This window comes from Kitasatospora misakiensis (assembly GCF_042656005.1).
In the GTDB taxonomy this organism is placed as follows: Bacteria; Actinomycetota; Actinomycetes; order Streptomycetales; family Streptomycetaceae; genus Kitasatospora; species Kitasatospora misakiensis.
This window is the reverse complement of record NZ_JBHSOF010000026.1, coordinates 72958-98852: the sequence shown is the minus strand read 5'-3', so window position 1 is coordinate 98852 and position 25895 is coordinate 72958. Positions and strand designations below refer to the sequence as shown.

11 protein-coding genes and 1 pseudogene are annotated in these 25895 nt (G+C 68.1%); 10 read left to right on the top strand and 2 right to left on the bottom strand.

Translation table 11 applies throughout. From position 1 onward, the window contains the following. Window positions 1-50: 50 nt before the first annotated feature. Window positions 51-911, bottom strand: a complete 861-nt coding sequence (locus ACFP3U_RS20520) for a GNAT family N-acetyltransferase (RefSeq protein ID WP_380227041.1) — start codon at window positions 909-911, stop codon at window positions 51-53. A gap of 60 nt (window positions 912-971) precedes the next feature. Continuing rightward, window positions 972-3049: pseudogene (locus ACFP3U_RS20515) on the bottom strand (thioredoxin domain-containing protein). Between the two features lie 339 nt (window positions 3050-3388). Between ACFP3U_RS20515 and ACFP3U_RS20510 the strand changes: the two are divergent. The 10 genes from ACFP3U_RS20510 (at window position 3389) to ACFP3U_RS20465 (ending at window position 25506) form a co-directional block, all read left to right on the top strand. Next, entirely contained in the window at window positions 3389-4882 is a 1494-nt protein-coding gene (locus tag ACFP3U_RS20510) for an AAA family ATPase (protein ID WP_380227040.1), read from the top strand. Next, complete coding sequence (locus tag ACFP3U_RS20505; RefSeq protein WP_380227039.1) at window positions 4882-5733, top strand: HNH endonuclease; 852 nt, start codon at window positions 4882-4884, stop codon at window positions 5731-5733. The genes ACFP3U_RS20510 and ACFP3U_RS20505 overlap by 1 nt, the downstream gene beginning before the upstream one ends. Window positions 5734-6052: 319 nt before the next feature. Further along, the gene (locus ACFP3U_RS20500; protein WP_371517302.1) at window positions 6053-7168 is read left to right on the top strand and encodes an ATP-binding protein; all 1116 of its coding nucleotides are present in this window, start codon (window positions 6053-6055) and stop codon (window positions 7166-7168) included. After that, window positions 7165-10401, top strand: coding sequence for a helicase-related protein (locus ACFP3U_RS20495; RefSeq protein WP_380227038.1), 3237 nt, complete (start codon window positions 7165-7167; stop codon window positions 10399-10401). The genes ACFP3U_RS20500 and ACFP3U_RS20495 overlap by 4 nt, the downstream gene beginning before the upstream one ends. After that, on the top strand, window positions 10398-13106 hold the full coding sequence (locus ACFP3U_RS20490) for a DUF1156 domain-containing protein (protein ID WP_380227037.1): 2709 nt from the start codon (window positions 10398-10400) through the stop codon (window positions 13104-13106). Before ACFP3U_RS20495 ends, ACFP3U_RS20490 begins: the two co-directional genes overlap by 4 nt. A 49-nt stretch (window positions 13107-13155) precedes the next feature. Further along, entirely contained in the window at window positions 13156-16164 is a 3009-nt protein-coding gene (locus ACFP3U_RS20485) for a DUF499 domain-containing protein (RefSeq protein ID WP_380227036.1), read from the top strand. 411 nt (window positions 16165-16575) lie between these two features. Beyond that, a complete protein-coding gene (locus ACFP3U_RS20480; protein WP_380227035.1) occupies window positions 16576-17811 on the top strand; it encodes a helix-turn-helix domain-containing protein in 1236 nt (411 codons plus the stop codon). Between the two features lie 52 nt (window positions 17812-17863). Next, window positions 17864-19150 carry a restriction endonuclease-related protein gene (locus ACFP3U_RS20475; RefSeq protein ID WP_380227034.1) on the top strand — a complete coding sequence of 429 codons (1287 nt, stop codon included), beginning with the start codon at window positions 17864-17866 and terminating at the stop codon, window positions 19148-19150. Further along, window positions 19147-22464, top strand: coding sequence for a hypothetical protein (locus tag ACFP3U_RS20470; protein ID WP_380227033.1), 3318 nt, complete (start codon window positions 19147-19149; stop codon window positions 22462-22464). The genes ACFP3U_RS20475 and ACFP3U_RS20470 overlap by 4 nt, the downstream gene beginning before the upstream one ends. Before the next feature lie 57 nt (window positions 22465-22521). Then, the gene (locus ACFP3U_RS20465; protein ID WP_380227031.1) at window positions 22522-25506 is read left to right on the top strand and encodes an RNaseH domain-containing protein; all 2985 of its coding nucleotides are present in this window, start codon (window positions 22522-22524) and stop codon (window positions 25504-25506) included. Window positions 25507-25895 lie beyond the last annotated feature (389 nt).

Sequence of the window (25895 nt, the reverse complement as noted above, 5' to 3'; positions counted from 1 at the left end):
CTTGCCGGGGCCGCCGGAATCCGCAGGACGGGCGCCCGGGCCGGCGGAGGTCAGTCGCCGAAGGCGAGCTCCAGGCAGTCCTCCACCGGTCGGTAGCCGATCTGCCGGTAGATCGAGTTGCTGGTCGGGTTGGCGAGGTCGGTGTACAGCAGCACCTCCCCGGCCCCCTGGGCGAGGGCGGCGGCCGAGGCGGCCGCCGTGACGCCGCTGGCGTAGCCGCGGCCGCGGGCATCGCGCGGAGTGTAGACCGGACCGATCCGGGACATCCCGGCGATCACCGCGCTGGCCCCGGCGACCGCGACCGGCCGCCCGTCGTCCTCCCACAGGTGCAGTTGGCCGCCGGCGGTCCGGTCGTCCACCACCCGTCCGATGTGCGGGATGTGGATGTCCACCTCCGCCGCGAACTCCTCGAACCACCGGATCAGCAGCTCGCGGTCGGCCGCCCCGGCGAGCCGGGGCTTGCCGGCCGGCGGGCGCGGCGGCTCGGTCAACTCGCCGAGCCGGTAGAGCCGTTCGTTGACCTTGACGGTGCCGGTGGCGCCGGTGGCCCCGGCCCAGGCGGCGCCGAAGGCCCGCACCGCCGCCGCCCCGCCGGCGACCCCGGCAAGCGCCGTGAACCCCGCCCAGGCGGCGGCGAGTTCGGTGGCGAGTTCGGCCGCGGCCGCCTCCGGCATCAGCCCCAGCCGCGGGGTGAACGGCGGGGTCTGCAGGAACGCGCCGGCCACCGGCCCGTCCGGCTCGCGCCGCCACCAGCCGAACACGGGCGCGCCGTCGCCGTAGTAGTACGGGCCGTGCGCCGCCAGCCGGTCGGTGATCGTGAGCAGCACGGTGTTCTCGGCCGGGTTCACGGCGAGGAAGTCGCCGGCCCGCGCGCGGAAGTCGTCGAGGGAGGTGCTGAGGGTCCAGGGCATGGCCCATCCTCACCCGCGGCCCGCGACCCCCACCACCGCTTTACGCCCGTCCGGCCGGACCTACGCCCCCCGCCCGGCCGAGCCCAGGCGCTCGGCGAGCACCGCCGGGTCGGTGGTCGGCGCGTCGCAGGTGAAGTGGCGGCAGACGTACGCGGCGGGCGCGCCGTCGACCAGCGGCCGGCCGGCGAGCAGCGGGACCTCGTCGCTGCCCGCGCCCGGTTCGCCGAGCGCGACCACCGCGCCGGGGGCGGTGCCAAGCAGCGCGGTCCGGTGCAGCGCGGCCGTCGCCGGGTCGCCGGCCGGGCCGATCACCGCGACCTCGCGCGGACCGTCGGCCAGCGCCTCGGCGGCGGCCAGGCCCCAGCCGATGAACCGCGGCGCGCGCGGAGCGAGCGCCCCGACGATGCCGAGGGCCTGTTCGGCGGCGGTCCGGTGACGCTCCGAGCCGGTGTACGCGGCGTAGCCGAGCAGGGCGTTCGCGGCGGCGGTCCAGCCGGACGGGGTCGCGTTGTCGGTCGGGTCCTGCGGGCGCCGGATGAGTTCCTCGGCGTCGTCGGCGGTGTCGTACAGCGCGCCGGTCTTCTCGTCGGTGAAGTGCTTGAGCACGGTGTCGAGCAGCCCGCCGGCCAGTTGGAGCCACTCGGCCTCACCGGTGACGGCGTACAGCGCGAGGAAGCCCTCGGCGGTGTCCGCGTAGTCCTCCAGCACGCCGGCGTTGGCGCCGGGGCGGCCGTCCCGGGAGGTGCGCAGCAGCCGGCCGTCGGCGGTGAGGTGGACGGCGAGCAGCAGGTCGGCGGCGCGTTCGGCGGCGCGGACGAGGTCGGGGCGCTCCAGCAGGGCGCCGGTCTCGGCGAGGGCGGCGATCGCGAGGCCGTTCCAGGCGGCGACCACCTTGTCGTCCCGGGCGGGCGCCGGGCGGGCCGCCCGGGCCTCGAACATCCGGCCGCGGAGGGCCTCGTACTCGGCGAGGTCCTCGGGGTCGGCGAGGAGTTGCAGGACGGAGGTGCCGTGCTCGAAGGTGCCGCCGGCGGTGACGGTGAACAGCCGGGCGGCGGTGGCCGCGTCGGCGGGGCCGAGCAGGTCGACCAACTGGCCCGGCTCCCAGACGTAGTAGGCGCCCTCGGCGGTGGCGCCGGTCTCCTCGTCGAGGCTGTCGGCGTCCAGTGCGGAGGCGAACGCGCCCTCGGGGGTGCGCAGTTCGCGCAGCAGGAAGTCCGCCGTGGAGAGCGCGACCCGGCGCGCCAGCGGGGAGCCGGTCGCCCGCCACAGGTGCAGGTACGCGCGGAGCAGCAGCGCGTTGTCGTACAGCATCTTCTCGAAGTGCGGGACCACCCAGCCGGCGTCCACCGCGTACCGGGCGAAGCCGCCGCCGAGCTGGTCGTGGATGCCGCCACGGGCCATCGCCTCACCGGTACGGACGGCCATCTCCAGCGCGGCCTCCGAACCGGTCCGGGCGTGGTGGCGCAGCAGGTACTCCATCACCATGGCCGGCGGGAACTTGGGCGCCCCACCGAAGCCGCCGTGCCGCTCGTCGAACTCCCGGCTGAGCCCCACCAGCGCCTCATGCAGCCCGGCCTCCCCCGGCGGCTGGTGCACCCCACTACCGACCGCGTAGACGGAGGCCCGCTCGGCCAGATCCGCCCGGATCCGCCCGGCCACCTCACCGACCTCCTCCCGCCGATCCCGCCACGCCGCGTGCACACCCTCCAACACCTGCCGGAACCCGGGCATCCCGTGCCGCGGCGCGGGCGGAAAGTACGTACCGAAGTAGAACGGCTCCTTCTCGGGCGTCAGGAAGACCGTCATCGGCCACCCACCCTGCCCGGTCGCCGCCTGCACGGCCTCCATGTACACAGCATCGACGTCCGGCCGCTCCTCCCGATCGACCTTGACGGCAACGAACCGCTCATTGAGGTACTCCGCCATGCCCTCGTCCTCGAAGGACTCGTGCGCCATCACATGACACCAGTAGATTACTAGAAGCATAAGTGGCAGGACGCATAGCCCACACTCAAGAGAATGGGCACGTCCCGCCGCTTGGCTTCATTGATCGCCTCCTCTCCCCATGGCCACCAATCCACCGGATTGGAGGCGTGCTGGAGCAGGTACGGCGACGTCGCGTTCGCGAGTCGGTTCATGCTGGCATCGTCGCACGATCACGACCGCCCAACCTAGCTTTCGAGGGGGTGGGTCCACGCATGCCACCATGCACTCAAGGGCCAGCAGACCCCACTCCCCGAGGGGACTGGCCTGAACGATCTCGGACTGTGTGGTGAGCCCGCCAGTCTCGCTCCCCGGGGGGCTTGCCCGCTTGCCATCCGCTCCGGCACTTCCCGGCGCCAGCTGGCGGCTCACCAACCGGGTCGCCGTAGGATCGGGGCGCCAGCACGAGGCAGGCAAGAGAGCAGGAGCACGCTGTGCATTTCATGGTCTTGGACGGGCCGGGGCACGTTCCCGCGAGAGGTCCACGCCCCTGGGTGCTCCTGCGCAAGGAAGCATGGGACGACTTCGGATACCGCACCCTGTTCGGGCTGTCGATCGCCGACTCCGACGGCACCGTGCACCAGATCGGCCAGGTCAAAATCGGCCGGCTCGGCATGGACGGTCACGAGAACGGCGACCCGGACGTGCCACGGAACTTCAACTCGCTCGACGACACGCTCTTCTCCGTTGGACAGGACGACACGTACTACGAGCGGCTGCGCCAGCTCGGTGACGACATACGTCGGGGCGTCCTGATCGGCCTGCGTGACATGGCCTTCGACAACAGCATCTTCGAAACCGCCCGCGACCAAGAGGTGACACGGACCTCGCTGTGGCGGTTCGTGAAGCCGTTCATGATCGAAGAGCAGTTCCGTCGCATCGCACGCGACGGCGACCGCGTCACGCCCTTTCACGTCTCCTACGAGGGCCCCGCGCCGGCCACCGCAGGCACAGACGGCCTTGAGCTGTCCTTCCGGGTGACACCACACAGCCAGCCCTCCAGCAACATCCACGTGCTTACCGGCCGGAATGGGGCCGGCAAGTCCGTCCTGCTCAACCGCCTGGCCCGAGCGGTCGCCGACCCAGAAGCCGACCCCTCAGAGGTCGGCCGCGTCATCGAGGACAGTCGAGGCCAGCGCCGGTCGTTCGGCAACCTCGTCAGCGTCTCTTTCAGCGCCTTCGACGACCTGCCCCTCCTCCCGCACGACGAGTCGTTCCCCACGACCCACGTCGGCCTGCGCATGCCTTCAGGCGGCACGCGTGCTCCACGTGTCAAGTCCCAGTGGCAGCTGAAACGGGACTTTGCCGAGAGCGTCGAGGCATGTCTGACCGGCGAGCAGGCGCACCGCTGGATCAGCGCGTTGCGGACACTGACATACGCCGGCAGCGGCCTGCTGGCCGAGGACTGGCTGGAAGACTTCCAGGCAACGCGCAGCCCCAATAGCCGGCGGGCCAAGGCCCGCAAGCTGTTCGCCTCCCTCAGCTCCGGCCACAAGGTCGTACTGCTGACTGTGACCCGGCTGGTCGAGCACGTCGGCGAGCGCACCCTCGTCATCATCGACGAGCCCGAGACCCACCTCCACCCGCCCCTGCTGTCGGCCTTCGTCCGGGTACTGTCCAGCCTGATCTCGGACCGCAACGGGCTGGCACTCATCGCCACCCACTCCCCCGTGGTCTTGCAGGAAGTCCCCGCCCACTGCGTCTGGAAGCTGCGCCGCTACGGGGACCACGTCGTTGCCGACCGCCCCGAAACCGAGACGTTCGGGGAAAACGTCGGTGTACTCACCCGCGAGGTCTTCGGCCTGGAGGTCACTGCCTCCGGCTTCCACGGGGAACTGAACCGCCTCGTCGACAACGGGGAATCCTTCGGCAGCATCCTGGAACGGTTCGGCGGCCGGCTCGGCGGCGAGGCACGCATCATCGTCCGGTCCCTGATCGCTCTCCGCGACCTCGGCGACGACGCCTGGGCACCGGAGGAACTGTCCTGATGTGGCCGATCCCGCAACCCGACCTCGACGCCCGCAGCGTCTACGCCACCTGCGTCTCCAAGACCCGCCCCGCGAAGGTCAAGGCCCGGCTGGAACTGCTGGAAGACGCCGTCGCCGCTGCGGCCGACGAGTACGAGAAGGCTGCCGCCACCGGGTCCCTGCACGCCCTGAAGCACTTGAAGGACCAGCCCGACGGCAACGACCCTGCCAAGGGCGACAACAAGAAGCTCACCGGCTGCTACACCAGCCGCATGGCCCGCAAAGGCAGCGCAGGCCGGGAGATCTACGACCAGCTGATCAAGAGCGCCCGCCGGGGGCGCTGCCCGCTGTGCGGGCACGGGTTCGCCGACACCATCGACCATCAGCTCCCCAAGATCGCCTACCCGCTGCTCGCCGTCACCCCGGCCAACCTCGTCCCCGCGTGCCTGCCCTGCAACAAGGCCAAAGGCGAAGCCATACCGGCTGTGGCCGAGCAGCAGACGCTCCACCCCTACTTCGACGATGTCAGCGGCCAGGTATGGCTGGCAGCCCGCCTTACCCCGCCACCGGAGCCGGGCGTCATCTTCTTCGTCGCCCCGCACCCCGACTGGTCGGCGACCTTGACCGCTCGCGTGCAGAGGCACTTCGCCACTTACAAGCTCGCCAGGCTTTACGCGGCACAGGTGGGTACCGAGCTGGCCGCACTCAGCGACTATCTACGCGGCAAGCCGTACCGGGCCGCCATCGACGAAATCCATGACCGGGCCGCAAGCTACGGAAACCGAAACTCCTGGCAGGCCGCCCTCTATCGCGCCCTGGCCGCCAATCCCTGGTTCATCAAATCCGGCTGCCTCAATGAATGGGACGACTGACCTGCCCTCCGTGGGCCCGCCCAATGAGCCAGGTGGCCGCCGACTGCGAAGCCACCGTCTCCAAGGTCGTGCACACCCACGGCCCCCGCAACAGCCAACCGCCGAGGCAGTCCGGCCAACCGCCTCCAGCAACTCTGTCACTACCGGATGACGGGGCAGCCTCCCGATCCGCACATGGGGTACCGGTCTCCGGGCCCGGGGTGTTCACGCCCAGTGGGCGAGTCCGTCGACTGGGCAAAGAGGTACGCCGCTGGCGTACCAGGAGGTACGCTGTCGACATACCTTTGCGATCTCAGCACCACACCTCCTGGAGTCGACGATGCGGGACAGCACAGGCCCGTTCGAATACGACGGGCCAGTCGCTGGTGACCAGGTGGTCGACAGGTGCCGAGAGGCCGAGATGATCAAGGCATGGGCCCGCGAGGGCCGGCTGATGGCGCTGGTGGCACCGCGGCGCTTCGGCAAGACGAGCCTGATTCACAAGATCGCGGCCGAGGGGCAGCGGGACGGCCTGACTGTGGTCACTGCCGATCTGTTCGGGGTCGCGAGCTTCTCTGACCTGGTGCTTCGCCTTGAGCGGGCGTGGGCGTCGTACGCACCCGAGGTGGTGCGTCCGGCAGTGAGCAAGATCTTGGCTGCCTCGCAGGCTGGAGTGTCGATCACGGGGTCCGGATTCGCTTCGGCCATGGATAGTCGGCCCGCAGCCGACCCGCTGGCGGCATTGAATGCTCTGCTGGAGCTTCCCTCCCTGTTGGCTCAGCGTGAGGGCGGGCGGACTCTGATCGTGCTCGATGAGTTCCAGTCTGCTGCTGGTGTGCCGGGGGCAGAGGCGTTGATCCGGCAGCATGCTTGCCGACAGCGGGCGGCCGTCTCCTACCTGTTCTCCGGGAGCAGGCCAGACATGCTGTCCACGGGGTCTGCCGAAGGGGAGGGGGAGCCAGTGTCCGCGCTCCGCCTTGGTCGGCTGCCCAAAGCGAAACTCCGCGAATCGATCCAAGAGCGGTTCGCTACCGCAGGGGACCGCGACGTGACTGGTGTGCTGGACGAGCTACTGGCTGCGGGCGAGGGGCATCCCCAGCGGACCATGCTGTTGGCTCACCTGCTGTGGCAAGAGGTCCCCGCAGGAGAGCCAGCCACCAGTGATCATCTCGATGCAGCGATTGCTGCGGCTCTGCGGCAGATCGACCCTGAAGCACGAGCCACGATGAGCGGGCTCAGCGTGGGCCAACGCAAGGTTCTCCGGGCGGTGGCTGAGTACGGCGCCCCGATGGCCGCGCGGGCTGTGCGGACACTGGGCCTTCCCAAGACGACAGCTCAGAAAGCGGCACCGCATTTGGTCGCCAGCGGGCTCATCGAAGACACGAGTCAAGGGTGGCGTGTGATCGATCCGTTGCTGGCCCGCTGGATCCAGACGAACTACGGGACTCGCGCATGAGTAATCAGCCGCAGGACGAGGTGTCATTCGAACGCGGGCAACGAGTGAGAGTCCAGGCCAGCGGAGTGCCTGAATTCGCCACTGTCCGCTTCGCCCTGCCCGGCGATGACCCGGGTTCGTGGGACCTCATCCTTGTTGACGACCAGGACCGACGGCACGAGGTGAACCTGGCCGCCGGAGACACCCAAACCGTGCGGCCCCTGGTCAGCGACGGTCGAGCCGACTCGGCCAGGGTGCTGGCAGCCATGTGGACCCAGTGGATGTATGCCGCCGCCACCAACGCCGAATCCAGCGCCATGGCGGCCACCCCGTTGAAGCCGTACGCGCACCAGACCACGGCTGTCTACGGCGCGATGCTGCCGCAGCCGCTGCTGCGCTTCCTGCTCGCGGACGAGCCTGGCACAGGCAAGACGATCATGGCCGGCCTGTATCTCCGGGAGATGCAGCGACTGGGCCTGGTCAAGCGTGCAATTATCGTCTGCCCGGCGAACCTGGCCACCAAGTGGGTCGACGACTTCGAGCGTCTGCTCGGCGGAGGACTGCGCCAGCTCACCTCGGCGACTGTGCGTGAGAACGCGCTGAATTCCAACGACCTGTGGGTGGTCTCTCTTGAGCTGGCGTCCGTCAACCCGGCCGTACAGGACGCCATTCGGCCGGACAAGGCCGGCTGGGACCTGGTGGTCTTCGATGAGGCGCACCGGCTGACTCCTACCGCCGCCGGATTCCACCAAGTCGGCCGCCTCCTGGCCAAGAACACCCCGCGGGCACTGCTGATGACCGCGACCCCGCATCGGGGCAAGGAGTGGCTCTTCCGGCACCTGCTGCACCTCGTGGACCCGGCGATCTACCCGGACCCGGGCAGTGACCCCAATGTGACGCTGCGTGCGCTTCGCCCGGGTCCGATCCATTTCCTGCGGCGGATGAAGGAAGACCTGGTCGACTACGACGGCAGGACCCGCCTGTTCAAGGGCCGCGCCGCGCACAACCACAGCGTCCCCCTGTCGCAGGTCGAATACGGCTATTACCAGGCCGCATTGGACATGGTCGACAGGTACTTCCCACCCGCCGCGCAGCCGCTTGCCCGCATGGTGTACGCGAAGCGGGCCGCTTCCAGTTTGTACGCGCTTGCCGAGACACTGCGCCGGCGCCACGACCACATGGGGGCGATGAGTGAGGCGGAGGCCGCTCTCATCGCCGAGGGCGACGGGCAAGGCGACGAGGCGGAGGTCGACGAGGCGAAGGTCGTCCACACGAGCTCGACCGCCAGCAGGGCCGAGCGGGCAGCGATCAAGAGCCTCGCAGACCAGATCAACGCCACACTCCGTGATCAGGCCTGGAAGCCGTCGAAATGGAAGCGGCTCACCGAGGACTGCCTTGCCCCGCACGGGGTCCTTCCCGGCAACGGCGAGCAAGCCGTGGTGTTCACCGAGTACGCCGACTCGGCCCAGTGGGTAGCACAACGCCTCGAAGCCGAAGGGTTCACTGCCAAGCTGTACTCGGGTCGGCAGAACAAGGCTGAACGCGACGACGTGCGCCGAGCCTTCATGCGAGGCGAGTTCCAGGTCATCGTCACCACCGACGCCGGTAACGAAGGCATCGACCTTCAGGCCGCGCACGTGCTGGTTAACTACGACATCCCTTGGTCCCTCGTGCGCCTTGAGCAGCGGATGGGACGTATCCACCGCGTCGGTCAGTTGCGTGATGTCCACCTGTACAACCTGATCGCCACTGACACGCGAGAGGGTGAAACCCTGCTCAGGCTGCTGGACCACTTCGTCACCGCGGCGAATGAGCTGCGTGGCCAGATGTTCGACAGTCTGTCAGCGGTGGCTGAGATCACCGGCGTTGACTACGACAAGTGGCTCTCCGACCTGTACGGCAACGACGAAGGCAGGAAACAACAGGCGATCGACGCCGCCAAGGCCGTCCAGTCCCAGGAGCTCACCCGGGCTGCCAGGCAGGTGCGGGACAACGAACGACGTCTGGCCAGCCAGGTCGACGCCGTCGCCGCGCTGACCCTGCTTCAGCGTGATCTGTTCGCACGGATCAACCCGGCGATCGTCGAGGCATACCTCGACCGGCTCACCGCTGCCCGAGTACTGCAGTCTTCCCCGACGGCCGCCGGCGCCGGATTCCGCCGGCTGTCGCTGGAGGGTACGGCAAGGTTCCCCGTCACCCTTGGCGGCGCTGGCGAGGTCCACATCGCCACCAGCGGCGACGCGGTACGCGAGGCCGCGGAGAGCATCGACGTCGGCGACACCATTACGCTCGGCCCGGGCGAGCCCGGGTTCACCGATCTGATCGGCATGGCGGAACACTCCCTCGCCGAGGACCTGCACCGGTCCGGCGCCGCTGCCGACCCCACAAGTCTCACCCCGTACGACCTGTACGCGTACACGGCGACCTTGACGGAAAGCGACGGGAAGCGCGCGAGCATCTGGGCGAGCCTGGTCAAGGTCGACGACAGCGGCAACGCCCGCCCGGTGCGGTGGGAAACGCTGGCCAACCTCGTACCTACTGGTCAGTACGGCACCGCGCCCCATCCCGCCCGAGAGGGGCTGGCGCTCTCGACTGCCCGGGAGGTGGCCGATGAAACTGTCGCCGAACACCGGCGCGTGCGCGCTGACTGGTTCGCCCAAGCGCGCAAGGATCTGACCAACCTGCCGCTGAGCCTGACCGAGAACATCGACGACCGCGCGGCCCGGGTCGAACTGCGGCGCCGGCTCCAGGCCCAGACCGCGCAACGACTCGACGAGCTTGAACGCCTTGCTGACGTGCAGTTGACCGCGCCGAAGCTGATCGGCCGTATCCGTGTCCTGGCGGCCGCTGATATCACGGTCCAGGCGGAAATAGACGCAGAGCTGGTCTCCATGCGCCACGTCCAGCAGCTCCTCGCCGACGATGGGTGGGCTGTGGAGGACGTGCACACCGAGGGCCGTGGCTACGATCTGGAAGCGCGTCGGAACAGCCAGGTCCGGCATGTCGAGGTCAAGGGCCTCCTGGGCAACGCGGCCAGCGACGGCATCCGGATGACCGGCAACGAGGTCCTGATCGCCACCCAGCACCGCAAGGAGTACTGGCTCTACGTCGTCGACCAGTGCGCTGACGGCCGCGGACGTTTCTTCGGGGCCTACCAAGACCCTGCCACCCTCTTTGCCAATGTCATGACCGGGAACGCGATCTTCCGCGTCCCCGGTAGCAGTCTCAAGAACGCCCCGGGGAGCAACACATGAGCCGGATGATCGAACGATGGTTTCCCAGCGCCGAGGTGTCGGCCAACAGCGACAAGGGCTGGGGGTCAGGGAATAGCGAGATCTCCCTGTTCATGTGGTTCGCCAAGCGGCCCACCGCCCAGGCCAAGGCCGCCACGATCTGCTCCCTGCTGCCGTGGCCCGACGAGGTCGGCGAGCAGACCCGGTTGCAGAACCTCGTCCGGGAGGCCATGACGGGACGCTACGGGGCGTGGGGCGAACTGCAGGCCGAGATCGCCAAGGCCAACCCGCAGGGCGCAACCACCCTTGATCCGTTCTCGGGACGCGGCATGATCCCACTGGAGTCGGCACGCCTGGGCGTCCAGGCATCCGCCGTCGACTACAGTCCGGTCGCAGTACTGGCCAGCCACCTGCTCACCTCGGCCCCGTTCGAGGACTGGAGCCAGGAGCCTGACCTTCCGTTCGGCGACCTCGGCCATCTGCTGACCTCTCGCACGGACCGGCTGCTCGGCGACCTTGAGACGCTGTTCGCCGAGATCCAAGCCAGGCATACCGCTGCGATGAGCGACTTCTACCCTCGCAGCAACGGCGCATTTCCATGGGGGTACCTGTGGGCCGTCGAGATCCCCTGCCAGGAGTGCGGGCACGCGTTCCCGCTCATCGGTTCCTACGAGTTGATGCCCGCTCGCGGCTCCCGCGAAGCGGTGGCGTTCTACATCGCCGCGGACCGGGCCTCCGGAACATGGGAGGCCGTCGTGACGCCGGGCAAGCCCTCCCGGGCCCCCACGCTGACCAACGCCGTGGAGAACGGCAAGAAGGTGCCGGGCAAGAGCGCGATCTGCGTGTTCTGCAGCCACGTCCACTCGCTGGCTGTGCACCGGCGGCTCTTGCAGGAAGGCCAGGGCCGCGACGCTCTCGTCCTGGCAGCAGATATCGACGCGAAGAGCCAGAAGACCTTCCGCCAGCCCACCGACGAGGAGCGGAAGGCCGCCGCTGCGGCCACCACTGCGCTGGGCTTCGAGCCAGCGTTCAGCCCCTTCCTCCCGGCGATCCCGGACGAGGGGATCGCCCCCGGCAACAACAACATCATCGGGCCGAGCATCTACGGGGCGAAGACGTACGGCGACTTCATGGTCGACCGCCAGACCCTCTCGTACGTGCGCCTGGCACGGATCATCAACGAACTCGGCGACGAGCTCACCGCAGCCGGGTTGTCGCGTGATTACGTGCGGGCCCTGTGCGGCTACGCGACGGCGGTCGTGGTGAAGAAGTTGCGGCGCTCCACCCGTGGCGCCCGGTTCCAAAGCAAGGGCGGTGCTCAGGTCGGGGACCTGTTCGTCAACGAGGGGTCCATCACTTTCTCCCACGACTTCTTCGAGTCCGGCATCGGCGACGGCCCCGGAACGTGGAAATCGATCTCGGACAACGTGCTGGCCGCCTGCCGGAACCTGTTCTCCGACCTGCGCGGGGTGCCCGCCTCGGTGCAGCGCGGAAGCGCGACCGCGCTGTCCTACCCGCCCAAGACGTTCAGCGCGGTGGTCACAGACCCGCCGTACGACCAGATGATCGCCTACGCGGACGCTTCGGATCTCTTCTACACCTGGGTCAAGCGTTGCCTGCACAACACCTGGCCGGAGCTTGCCGTCACCGCCGACCCGCACGGCTGCCAGGACAAGAGCCAGGAGATCATCGTCAAGCGGGTACGCGGTGAGGCCCCGAACGAGCACCGCACCCGCGAGCACTACGACAACCTCATCGCGGACGCCTTCGCGCAGATGCGCCTGGCCGTCCGCGACGACGGCGTCGTCACGATCGTCTTCGGCCATGGTGAGCCCGAGGTGTGGCAGCGGCTGCTGCACTCCATCGAAAAGGCGGGGCTGGTGATGACCGGCTCGTGGCCGGCCAACACTGAATCCGGCGGGCAGCAGGGCAAGGCGAATATCGAGACCACGCTGACCATGGCCTGCCGTCCTGCCCCGGCCGGACGGCCGGCCGGCCGCAAGGGTGCCGTCGAGGCGGAGATCAAGGCGGAGATCAAGCGCCGCTACCCCGACTGGGAGCGGTGGGGCCTGGCGCCCGCCGACATGCTAATGGCGGCGGCCGGCCCCGCGATGGAGGTTGTGGGCCGCTACAGCGAGGTCCTCGATGCCAAGGGCGGACCAGTCGACATCCACACGTTCCTACCGCTGGCTCGCGCCGCGGTCCAGGAAGCCATGGCTGTCGAGGTCAACAACCAGCCACTCTCGGCCTTCGACGCCCGCACCCGGTTCGCCCTCTGGTGGATTCGGCTCTACGGCCGACAGGTCCAGGCAAAGTCCGAGCTGCGCTGGCAGGCCTTGGCTTCTTCCCTCGACCTCGCCGCCGTACGCGATCTTGTGGGTGACGCCGACAAGGGGGTCCGCTTCATCACCTCGCGTGAGTACTACGGCAAGGTCGACGGCGACTCCGCCGCGGTCGACGTAGCACTCGCGCTCGCCGCGGCGTCCGATGAGGGCTTGCAGGCCATGGGTGAGGTCCTGGCGGCATCGGAGCGCGGTGTCGACGACACCTACCTCTGGTCGGCCATCCAGTTCCTCGCGGACCGGCTTCCCGACAACGACCCGGACTCCATCGCGTTCACCCGAGTCCTGCGCACCCGGGCCGGAATCGGCAGCGCCGCCGAGGCGGTCACCGCCAGCGCCTTCGAACGCGCGCGCCGACAGGGCGCCCAGCTGAAGCTGATGTGATGACGAGCACACCACGAGCACCCATGTTCACCAGCCCAGGAGATAAGTAGTGACGACGAGCGTGACCCCGTGGTGGAAGGCCCTGAAGATCCGTGAGGAGATCCTCAACGCCTCCGGCCAGATCGACGATGTGCAAATGTCGCTGTTCCGCGCCGTCCACGGCACCGCCATGGACCGGCCGCCGTATGCGGATGCGGCCTATTACGGTGACATCACCCACCCCACCGAGCGGCTGATCGACCTCCTCACCGAGATCGCGGTCCGCGTCGGAGGCGGTGACGACTACCTCAAGGCTCGGGCCGTCACCCGGCTCGACCAGGGCATGGGTGGTGGTAAGTCGCACGCCTGCATCGGAGCCTTCCACCTGGCTGCCAATCCCACGGCGTTGCTGTCCACCGAACTGGGCGAGAAGGTCGTCGAGCGGGCGAAGGCCAAGATGGGCCGAGAGCTCGCCCGGGACCTCGGAGGGCCGCATGTGGTCGTCCTCCCGTGCGACAACATGACCGCCGGTGCTGGCGTGCAGGAGCTCGACGGGCCGGCGGTCAGCCTCTACGAGCGGTTCCTGTGGCGGCTGTTCTCCAAGGACTACTCGCTCTACGAGCGCTACCAGCCCTTTTGGAGCGACAAGCACAAGATCGCCGAGGCCATCCGCGCCGTGAACAGGCCTGTGTTGATCATCGTCGATGAGGTCCTGGACTACATCGGCAACGGTCTCGACGGCACCAAGAAGCCCGATCTTGCAGCCCAGGACATGGCGTTCCTGCGCGCCCTTCTCGACGTCGTTAACGACGTCCCTCACGTGGCGATGCTCGTCGTGATGATCGCTTCCGACGCAGACAAGACCGCGCTCTCGCCGGCTGCCAAGGAACGCCGCGACGACCTCAACACCCTGCTCGAACGCAACGGCCTGCCGGCCACGGTCACCGAGGTCAGCGATTTCGCCGACATCCTGCGGCGGCGACTCTTCGACACCGAGCCAGCCGCCGAGGTACTCGCCGCGACGGCCCGCCTCTACGAGCCGGTCCTGGGCGACAACGGCTGGACCAAGCACGTCTGGGAGCAGATCGGTGCTGACTGGCGCCGCCACTGGTCGGACGAGGTTGCTGCCTGCTACCCCTTCCACCCGATGCTCGTGAGTCTGGCGAAGGACGAGTGGAGCAGAGTCACCGGATTCCAGCGTGTCCGATCCACGATCCGGATCTTCGCTGCCACCGTGTTCGCCCTGCAACAGCGAGGCAAGGCGGGAGAGTGGGTGCCGGCACTCATCGGACCCGGAGATCTTCCCCTGTCGGAGAGCACAGTCCGCGAGGCGCTCCTGGGCAGCGGCCTAGTGGAGGATGACCGCACGATCGCGAACTACCGAAGCCTCGCCGAAATCGAGGTCGTCAACCACGAAGGTTCGTCAGGAACAGCACGCCGCCAGGACCTTGAACGCCCCGAGGTGCCGTGGCATGGGGATAATCCGCGAGCCGCTGAACGCGCTGCCACCTTTATCTTCCTGGTGAGCATCGTCGGCACCCTCCGTCCCGGTCGAGGGCGCGGTGCCAGCGCGCCCGAGGTCAAGGCGGCCACCAGTGTCCCGCACACCAGCTACACCATCACCGACGCCGACATCGTCGTCGAAGAGGTTGTCAACCAGGAACGGGGCATAAGCGCTCTCGACATCGCCCGAGGCCAGGGCAACAACAAGCCCGCCCGTTACTTCATGTCCACCCGCCTCACCCACCAGATGCTCGTCAAGGACATCCGGCGCACCATCACCGAAACCGAGCGGGACCAGGTCATCGCCGACTTCGCTCAGAAGCTCGCCAACAGCGGCCCGTTCCGTGAACTCAAGTTCATTCCCGCCGATGCCCAACGCACCGCAGTCGATGTCATGGCCACCAGCGGCCTGGACATGGCCTACACAAACCGGCTCGTCGTGCTCGACCCTGCCCAGTTCAGCCTCCGCAACGGCATGGAGAAGCCGACGATGGAGGCGCTGACCGTCGCGATGGGCCTCGGGCAAGGTGTCCAACAGCTCCCCGTCCAGTGGGCCAGCAGCGCGGTCTACGCCGTGGCGAACACCCAGCGCCGCAGCCTGGTGCGCGGCCTGGCAGTGGAGTACCTGGCGCGGCAACGAGCCCTGGCCGCGCCCGAGGTGCAGAACGACAGCGAACTCAAGACGATCGGCACCAAGGAACTTGCCACGGCGAAAGAGCAGCTGGAGAAGGCCCTCAAGCGGGCCTACCAGCACGTCGTCTTCCTCGCGCAGCCTGACCCGGACGGAGAGCGCTACCTCGACGAACTCACCTACGACGACGACAACTTCACCGCTCTGAACGGTACTGCGGTCTGGAAGGCGCTGGCCGCGCGGGACAAGGTCTTCGATGTCGGGGAGTTCACTCCCCGAGCCCTGCACCACAACCTCCGCGACCAGGACTACGGGAAGACCCTCTCCGACATCCGGGCCGCGTTCTACAGCGCTCCGAGACTGCCGCTGCTCTACGGTGGGGATCGCGATCTTCAGCAAGCGATTCACGACGCCGTGGACCAGGGCCTGGTGAGCATCGTCGACGGCAATGGAACCGAGGTCGCTGTCACCGGGCCTGCGCAAGTCAACCTGGCAAGCACGAGCCTGCGGCTCTCGAAGCCGAAGCCTCAGCTCTGCCCGACCTGCGGTGAGCCTTCCCACGACGGCACCTGCACCGACACAAGCGAACCCTCAGCCCCGAATGACACGACACAGAGCGGGGCAGGGGCAGCAAGCGCCACTCAGGCGAACGGGGCAGCCGGCCACCAGGACACCGGAGCGGACGGTTCAAGCGACGACGTCCCTCAGCAGTCCGGTGGCAAGGACCAGAAGGCAGTGTTCTCGTTCACCTGCAACCTCCTGGCCGATGACGACACCGCTGATGGACTTGCCGCATTGTTCCGTTCGTTCTTCATGGCTCTGGACGAAAGGCAGATCAGCTACCTTCAGAGCACATTCCAGGTCGTACTGAGTGCCGAGGGAGCCGAGCAGATCCGGCAACGACTCGACGAGATGGGGATCTCGGCGACGTTCAAGGAGATCTAGACACTTGTCACAGCGGTCGAGTTATCGGCCATGAGGCATTGGAGCTGGGCGCCCTGGAGACCCCGACGTATGCGGGTCGCCCAACTCGCCACCATTGGCCCCAATGGTGAAGTGCGTGGGCGGACCGCCACTCCGGAGCCTGTGCGCCCGTCACCTCGCCGCGAGATGGTCGATGGCGGGAGTCCGGGGTAGGGCGGCGAAGATGATATGTGTCCCCCGCCGCAACTACCTCGGAGTCTGCGGCCCCGACAGACCCTCTGCCGGGGCGTGGCCCTCCTCGGTCTCAGGACACCCGATTGGATGCAGGACGGTTGTGCTTTCGGGTAGAGGCGGGAGATGGGTACCCGAGTCACACAGTCGGTCCCTGTTCGGCGGTTGCCCGGGACCACGCTCTTACCGTTATCTGGGCACATGACCGAGACCGCGTTCTCTCCGTCCGCGCTGGCAAGGTACATCGAGCTGCGCGGCATGGGCTCGGCCGAGCTGGCGAGGGCCGTCGGCGTCTCCGAGCGGGCGGTGCAGTACTGGCTGGCTGGGCGGAGCGCTCCTGGTGATCGGTCGTTCGGGCGGTTGCTAGCTGTCCTGCGGTGCGACGCGCAGGACTTGTGCGGCAGGCTGCGTGGAACCGAGACTCTTTCGGACCTTCGCCGGGACGCCGGGCTGGAGGTAGGCCAGGCCGCTACCGCAGTGGCCGAGAAGCCATGGGCTCGGGACTTGGGCTTCGATGCCGGGGCGCTCCAGGCCCTGGAACTCGGACGGACAGTTCCGGAGTGTGATGGAGGGGCCCCGGAGATGGCCGGGAGGGTAGCGCGTGCCCTGGCTCAGGTGTACGGGGTACCTGAGCGGGTGCTGCTGGATGCCTGGCGGCGCAGTCGGCCGGCTGACGAGACTGTGCCGGTCCTGCCCAGGAGGGCGTCCGGCAGTGGAGACTCGTCCGGGCCGATGGCGGCGTGGAAAGGACTGAACGAGCGTCAGCGTCTTTACTTGGCGTGCCTCTTCTGGCAGGACCAGGAGGAGGAACTGCTGCAGCGGCGGAGCCACGCGATGGGCGGCGTCCGCAGCGCTGCGCGCAAGTGGCGAATGATGCCCCTCGCGCTCCACGCGCCCAAGGAGCTTGTCGGACTGACTAGGCTTCAGGAACGGCTTCGGCAGGAAGGCGTGCGCGATCCGGGAGTGGGCTCGTCGGTCGCCGCACTGCGGCGCCGCAACATGGTCATCACGCACCGGGACCGCGTTTACGTCGACGGCGTCGGCGAGGTTGACCGAACGCTGGTTGAGGTGACGCGCCACGGGCGAAGCGTCGCGCGAGCGGGCCTGAAGGTTCCCAGCAGCAAGGGAGCGCCGGCACCGCTGCTGTCCCGCTGGTTGTGGAGTGTCCTGGTGCGCGTCGCCCGCGCCGACGGGGTCGGCGTGGACGGTTCGTTGGCGGGGCGAGCGCCGCACGCCCTGGCTGTCGGGCGAAGCCCGGACGGCCGCAACCCCAGCCGCGGGTTCATCGTTCTGCGCCACCCCGAAGGCGAGGAGAGCGGCCCGTACTTCTGGTTCCTGACCGACAGCGGGCGACAGCACGCGAAGGACTACCTTGACGCATATCAGGAACTGTATCCGGACGTTGAGACTTCCGACCTAAACCACTTGATCGAGTGAAGTCCGCTGCAGAACAAGCGAGTTCGCTCGTCGGTGCCCGTACCGTCCCGGTGTGGACAGCGAACAGGCGGACAACTCGGAGCAGTTCCGCCAGACGGAGGCGCTGCTCAGCGCGGCGATGGCCTTCGCGGTGTGCGGGGACGCACTCACACGAGACGACTTGAGCGGCCCGGGCCGACTGGAGCGCCTCATGGAGGCCCAAGGTGCGCTGATGGCCGCAGCTGGCCCGGGACACCGTGTCAGGTTCACCGGCCTGCTGGAAAGGCTGACCGGAGCAGAGACAGGTTCCATGGCGGGCCTGATGCCCGAGTGGGCGGATCCGGGCAGCCTGGACGGGCTTCGATTCCTCGACGTGGACGGAGTCACGCCGGGAGAGGCATTCGACTTTCGGCTGGAGGCCGAGCGGGTCATCCGGGCCGCGAAGAAGGTCGGCCGGTTCGCAGGGCGGGTCACGTTCACGGCCCTCGAAGACGAGCACAGCCAGGAATCGGTGTTCAGTGCCATCAAGGGCCCCTACTACGAGCGGCATCGCACGAACCTGATCGAGCACCCCGTCGTGCTGGAGAAGGAACCGGCCGATGCCATCAGTGACCGGCCGGCCCTTGCAGATCTGGACCTGCCCACCCGGGCAGTCGACTTCTACCGGCCGGTGCCTCAGCACGCGCGCTACCGCGGCTGGTGGTTCCCCTGCCCTGCGTGCAAGTGGCCGATGAAGGTCTCGGTGCACCACTCCGAGGGACGGGACCAGGGAAGCGCCTGGTGCCTCTACCCGTGGCATGAGCAGACCGGCGCGACCTACCGCTTCGAGCCGACCCAGGGCGAGCCGCCCGTGCTGAATCCCGTGTTCCCGTGTGGCGTTCCGCACGGACGGCAGGGTGAGCTGTGGACAGGGTGCGTCCCCGAAGTGCCGCAGGCGCAGCCCGTCGACGGCCACAAGGCGCTGGTGAGGTCGGTGTGGCGGAGCACCTGCGTACCCGGTCTGCCCGAGTTGAGACTGCACCGCGTCCTCAACCGCCATCTCCAGGGCACGGGTTGGCGCGCAGAGCTGTGGGTGGACGGCGACCGCATCGACCTGCACGTCGCCAAAGACGACGGCCAGCAGCGAAAAGCCGCGTTCCCTGCAGATTTCAAGGACTACACCTTCGTCAGTCACCTGGTCGACAAGCTGCACATGGACTCCGGTGACAAGGGCAACGCGAAGTGGCTGGTGGTGGCCGACCACCGGGAGGCGCAAGTGGCGACGCTCGACCCGGTGTGCCGCGGCTACGGGATGCGGGCGATCACCGCGAGCGGCTACGTGGACGAGGTGCTGGCGGCGATCCGGGAGGGGCGGGCGTGAACGGGGAGCTCAGCGGTGCGGAGGCCGGCCTCGTCGGGGCCCTGGCCTTGGCCTCGCACTGTATGAGGCGCAAGGACAACGACGGCAACGTGGTGGCCTCCTTCAGGGACGCGGCGTACTTCGCCGCGCGCAAGCCGCAGGCATGGGACCAATGGCCGATGCTGACGCTCGCCGAGCGGCGCGCGGTCCGCCAGGTGGCGCAGCTGATGCCAGCCGAGTGGTGGAACCCGAAGGCGTTCAGATCGGCTGTGCTGGCGTTCGTCGGCAAGCTCACCTCGGACGGTGACGGGCATGACAGGTCGGGCGGCACGGTCACCCTGGTCGGGGATGACCCATTCACTGCGGAGGCGGCCCTGTTGAAGGTCGGGGGTGATTTCCTCGGCCACGCCGAACGCCTGACGGGGCGGTTCTTCACTCCGGGCAAGCGGCCCAAGGCCGGGGAGTTCGCCGGGCCGGGTACGTGGAAGACCAGGACGACTTACCTTGGCCCCGAGCACGGGGTCACCAGCCGCGAGATCGAGTTCCGCGCCACCCCGCTGTTCGAGAAGGCGGCCGGGCACGAGGCGCTTCCGCATCTGGTCACCGCCGCGGCCCGTGACCGGATCACGGCGCCCGTGGCGCAGCTGTTGGAGGTCTCGCAATGGCTGTCCGAGCGCGACAAGTCGGTGGCCTACCTGCACACGGTGCTCTCGAAGTTCATCAGGGACCTCAAGAGCAGTGCTGGTGGTGAGCTGTCCGAGCTGGACCTGGTGTCCGGCCTGCTGCAGGTGCTCAACGCCCCGACCGGCAGCGGCAAAACGGTGCTCGTACGCGTCATGGCCTCGTGGGCGGTCCTCCATGGTTACCGACTGGCCATCGCGCTCACCGACGTTCGTGCCACCCTCAGCATGGCCTGGGACATCAACAACGACCTCGGCTGGCTCTTCGAAACCGGAAAGATCGACAAGCAGGCCACCTGCGCCCCGCTGATGTCGGCCGCCAGCATGCACAAGCGGGCCATGGACTACGCCGCGCTGACCCCCTCGACCAAGATCACCGAGTGGGACCTGCGAGGGCAGCGGGACATCGCCCACCTCGCGTACGGGTGCGCGCAGCGCGTTCTCATGGACCCGCCCGGTCTCTATCCTCCCGGGCAGGAGAACTGTCTGACGCTCCTCGCGCCGACAGCGGACAGCTTCAAGGCGCACGCCTGCCCTTACATCCCGGTGTGCGACAAGTTCCGTCCCGTCTACGCGGCGGCCGAGGCGGACATCGTGGTCACCAACCACGCCAACCTTCTCGAAGGGGCCCTGCGGATCGGGGCCGTCATCGACGGGCGGGAATGGCGCGGGCAGGTGCGCGGCACCGCTGGCGTGAGCGCCTTGGAACTGGCGCTGCGCTCGTTCGACGCGCTGATCGTCGATGAGGTCGACGCCTTCCAGAAGACCGCGATCGGCCGCTGCACCTCGTCCGTCGTGCTGGCCTCCCGCAAACGGGACAGTGCCCTGCGGGAGATCGACCAGGATGCCAAGCGGCTGCCGAGCGGGAACCAGGAACAGTTCCTCTCTCCGGTGAGCCACTCCCGTTTGATGGCGGAGTTCCTGCTGCTGTGGCTCTGCTCCCGCGCTCTGAAGCTCAATCCCGGCAATGAGACCGGGGGCTGGGGTGCCGCGGGGCGCGACAATGACGGGTGGCGCCTGACCCAGTCCCGTGACCGCGAGATCCTCCAGCTGCTCTTCCCCGAGCTGGTGCCCAGTGCGGACGCCGTTCCCCCGGAGCTCTTCGGCTTCCTCGAACGGATCATGCCCGAGCGGTGGAACGGCGCCGAGTCGGCCGGCGGCGCCGACTACCCCGCGTCGGCGGACTGGGATGCCCTCCAACGGGCCTTGGCCGCCCTGACCGCGCCCCGCGGTGAGAACTTCCTTGCCCTCGTGCAGCAAGAACTCCATGGTCTGCTGGGCAATGCCGTCCCTGTCGCCAACGACCGGGCCGCGGTGGTGAACCTGCTCGCCACTCGCACCATCCTCGGCGATCTCGACATCAGTATGACGAACCTCCGTCGGCAGGCCGCCGCCCTGAGCCACCTCGACCTGGCCTCCGTCCGCAAGATCCTCGACGGGCTGCACAAGAGCACGGTGACCGTCCTGTTTCCGCTCTCGACGCTCGGGCGTTCCATCAGCGGATACCAGATCCGCGGTTTGGAGGCCAAGGAGACCGAGGCCGAACTGCTGTCCCGCTGTTTCGAAGGCGACCCCCACACCTTCGTCTCCGAACTCGGCGGACTGACCGCGCTCATGGTCGCCGGTGTCCAACGCCCGGTGCTCGGGCTGTCTGCCACCGCCTACTTCCCCCAGGCCGTCCAGGAGCACGTCCATGCCCCGGTGAAGTGGTGGCTCCCCGATACCCGGCCGCGTTCCATCGTCACCCGTGCCACCCCCGTCATCGACCCGAGCTCGGGCGATGAGCGCGAGGCTCTGCGCGTAGGCGGTATCTGGGCGGACAAGAAGCCAGCCGTCCTGCGTGACCTGGGCCGGCTGCTGTACGAGCAGCACCTGGACAGGCGGCTGCGGCGGCTGGAGGGGCGAAAGGACGACCGGGCGCGGGTGATCCTTACCGCCAACTCCTACGAGCAGTGCGCTTACCTCGCTCACGGCCTGGCGCAGGCCGAGGGCCTGCGCCACCGCATCTGCCTGCTGGTCAAGGACTTCCACCAACGGGACTACGAGCAGCACCTGCCCTCTCACGTCCGCCGCATGGTCCGCGAGGAACTGGAAGACTTCCCCGACCACGGCGAGATCCTCATCGCCCCGCTGGCCGTGATCGCCCGAGGCCTGAACATCGTCGTCGGCACCCGCTCCGCCGTCAGCGAGATCTTCCTGTGCGTGCGACCGGTCCTGAGCATCGAGGACACCGAGTGGATCCACGGCTCGGTCAACGCGGCCGGCATCAACACCCTTCCACCGGGCGGCTGCGCTGACCCGCTGCTGGCGATCGAAACAGCCCGTGACGCGTCGTGGCGCCAGCTGCAGCGCATCCTGCGCTCCCCGTCGCGGTTCTCCCAGATGGCCCATGAGCTGCAGGAGGAACTGATCGCGGGCATGCTCGTCCAACTTGTGCAACTCGCCGGCCGGGCACGCCGAGGGGAGACGGACATGACCCTGCACATCGTGGACCACTCCCTGCACGACACGAAGTTCAGCTCCGACCTGTCCAGCATCATCCGCCGTATCCACGGCAACTGGACGCGAGAGCAGAAACGGGTCATGAACGAGCTCTACGGCCAGGCCCTGCACGCGTTCCTGTCCTACGCGGGCGTGCCCGACGCCGGCCTGTAACACGTCCGGGCCCACGGCCCACCCAGCCAGGATGACGAGAGAGAAGGGGACCGCGAAATGGGGCGACGTGCCGCCGAGCGGGATCTGACCGCGCACACCACGGCGATCCACTGCACCACCGACCTCCTCAAAGGCATGGAGGCGCTTGTCTGGGAGTTCGACGACGACACCCGCAACGAATGGCGCGGCCTTCAGAAGACAGCCCGCGCGAACGCCAAGGCGGTCCGTGACCAACGCGAGGAGGACGTCTTCCTCGTCCCCTACTCCATCGTCGTGACCGTACTGCAGCAACTCACCGACGGCTACGTCCACCTCGACAAGTACCTACGGTACATGGTGAGCCTCACCGAGATCACGCCCAGGACCCTGGCGAAGGTCTTCACTTTCCTGGAAGGAATCGTCCGGAAGATCCCGCTAGACGAGGTCCCCTTCCAGGTCGAGTCCCGGCTCGCCACGCTGATCGCCGCGACCACGGCACGCCGCCTCCCGCTGGCCGAGCACATCCTCGCCACCGGGGACGAAGGTGTGGTCAACCCACCCAGCTGGGCCTACGACGCGGTGAAATGGCACATCGCCAAGCGCCTTGCCGCCGTCCCCCTGATCGACCAGCAGATGGAAGGCGTCACGGAGGAGTACGTCGACAAGAAGGGGGAGACCAAGGAGCGGATCATCGGCTGGCAGGCCGCCAAGGACGAGGGCACCCGGGCCGAGGTGCACTACCGGCCGGCCAACGACGGAAGCCTCGTCGCCTGGGGCCACCCCATCGGCCCGACCTTCGCCGGCCGCGGCCACCCCATCAAGGCCGAAGACATCACCCGGGACTGGCCCACTGACGAAAGCTCCAGCAGGCTCCAGTACGCCATGTCCAGGATGACCGTCAAGATGGCCACCTACACCGCGGTCGACCACCCGATCATCAACACCGACGCCCACGTACGGCGGGTCAACAACGCCCTGATCTTCTCCCGCACCGCCCTCGTCGACCAAGGAACCGGCCGGCCACTGCTGAAGGTGACCCTGGACGGCCGAGGCCTGCGGCAGGCCAACTCCTACGCGCTGGAAATCCTCGCCAAGCTGGACGCCGACCGGACCGCTCTCAACGCGGTGGAGAACCGCGTCGAGCGCGAGCGAAACCTGTGGAACACCCGCGACGCGAACGGAAAGCGCGCCACGCTCCTCACCCCAGCCCCGGGCCCTGTCCGCCCCGTCGTACCCACTCCGCCGAAGTGGTTCGCCGTCGGCACCGGCGCCGGCCTGTACCACCTGGGGCTGCTCCGCGACCAGATCGAGAGGGCCTTCGACGGCGCCGCCCGCCTGCTGGAGCTCAAGTCCAAGGGCAGTGTCTTCTCGCCGCGCCCCTTCGAGACCATCTCGGCCGCGGAGAAAGCCGCCCGCAAGAAGGACAACCAATACATCGACCTCGTCGGCCTGCCCGATCCCGCCAGCATCCAGCGCTCGATCGAAGCAGCCGGGTACAAGACGCTGCGGATCCTGTGTCTGTACTACGAGGCGCCCACCCGCATGCGGATGCTCCACGGCCTGGCGCACTCCTACCGCCTCGACCCGTCCGACATCGACCGCAGTGTCGACGGCGACCGCATCGCGCTGGCGCCCGGGGTGGAAGCGGTCTTCCACTACGCCAAGGACCTTCTGGCCCACGGCCCGGTCACGACCCGGGCCACGGACACCCGCGCCGTGGTCGACGCCTACAGCGAACCGGGCGTCATGCTGGCCGCGTGGTGCGAGACCGAGAAGCCCATCGCCGCCGAGGAACACAAGCAGTTGAAGTCCTCCGAGGTGGAGAGGGCCTTGGAGGACAGCGACGCCAAGTTCCAGACCAGGCGCGCCCTCGCCGCCACCCTCACCCCCAGCCAGTACCTCATCGGGCGTCAGCGAGACGCTGTCAAGGGCGACCAGGTCCTCACCGTCCCGAAGAAGCCGTACGACGACCATCGCGTCTACATGGGGCTCCTCGACCTGTACCGCTCCTGCGGCATCATCGACGCCCGGTTCGAGGAAGCGCTCTACGGCCCGGACGACTCCTATTCGATCCCCCGCATGGCCTGGTGCGGCGTCCACATCCGCAAGCAGGCCACCGACCGAAGGTTCCGCGGCGAGCCCAAGCGGATCGTCACGGCCAGCGTGATCATCCCACCGGACACCCCTGAAGGCGCCTGGCGGATGCTCGGCTGGAGCAACCTCAGCCCGGTCTGGGAGCACTACCCCACCGCCCAGGCCCGCTTCCACGCCGCCAACTACCCGCTCCACCGAGCCGACGGCGACAACGAGATCCAGCGCTGGACTCAGGCCGGCCACGACGTCAAACTCGCTCTGCAGGACCTCGCCGACGAACTCGACGACCTCCCCTACGCCCTCATCATCGACGGCAGCGCCTGCCGCAGGATGTGGCCGGGGCTCAACAACAACAAGCAAGGCAAGCAACCCGACCCCACCGACTCCCGCCCGTGGCTCCCCAGTAGTGGGCTTCCGGTCCACGCGGCACCGGTGAGCGTCATCCGCCTCAACTGCAACCAGGAGGAGATGCCCCGTCTCGCCTATGTCACGGAGAAGCTGAAGAGTGGCAAGGAGAAGACCCTCAAAACCTCCAGCGACCTCTACTTCCCGGCCGAACGCACCGAAGGTCACCCCTGGTTCCTGTACACCGAGCCGCGGAATTACGGCAAGAAGCGCCACGGCCAGTACAAGACCCGCTGGCGTGCCGACCCGGGCCACGCCTCCGAGAATGCCGACGAGCGTAAGGAAAACGAACTCAACGCACCCTGGTATGCGATGAGCACTCGCGAAATCACGCCCATGTGCACCAACTCGGGCTACCAGCGCGAACACCTCGCTGTCGCCGCCGCCCGCCTCAGTCACCAAGCCTTGGCCTGGTCCGACCGCACTCGGTACGCGGCCCCGCAGCACGCAGCACTCCAGATGGACCTCGATCACCCGCAGTACCGCCGCTCCGCGCCCACGGATCCCGAATCGCTGAAGGTCATCGCAGACGCAATGAATGGCAACAGCAGCGTTGGATCATGACCCTCGGTCCTGGGTCCGCCGATATTTCACCTCGTGAATCCCGCCGCCCGCGGCACTCGGGAAATGAAATATAGGCCGCCCCTCACGCCAGTCCCGTGATGCGCGCTCCCGCGGCGGGCTGCTTGATTCAGGTACTAACACTGCGGGGGCACATCTATCCGAACCAGCGCAATTCCATGGATTGATTGCACATGAGCGCAAACTGTGACGAGGCGATCGACGCCTGGGTGGAGGAGCAGCTCGCCCTGTCGCCCGCCTGGTCCGTAGAGAGGTGGGAACGCATCTCGGCCCTGCTGAGGGCAGATGGCAAGGATCAAGAGGATCCGGCGTAGTCGACTTCCAGGCCCTTGGGCCTACCTACCACTACGGAACCCGCCCCGAAGTCCGCC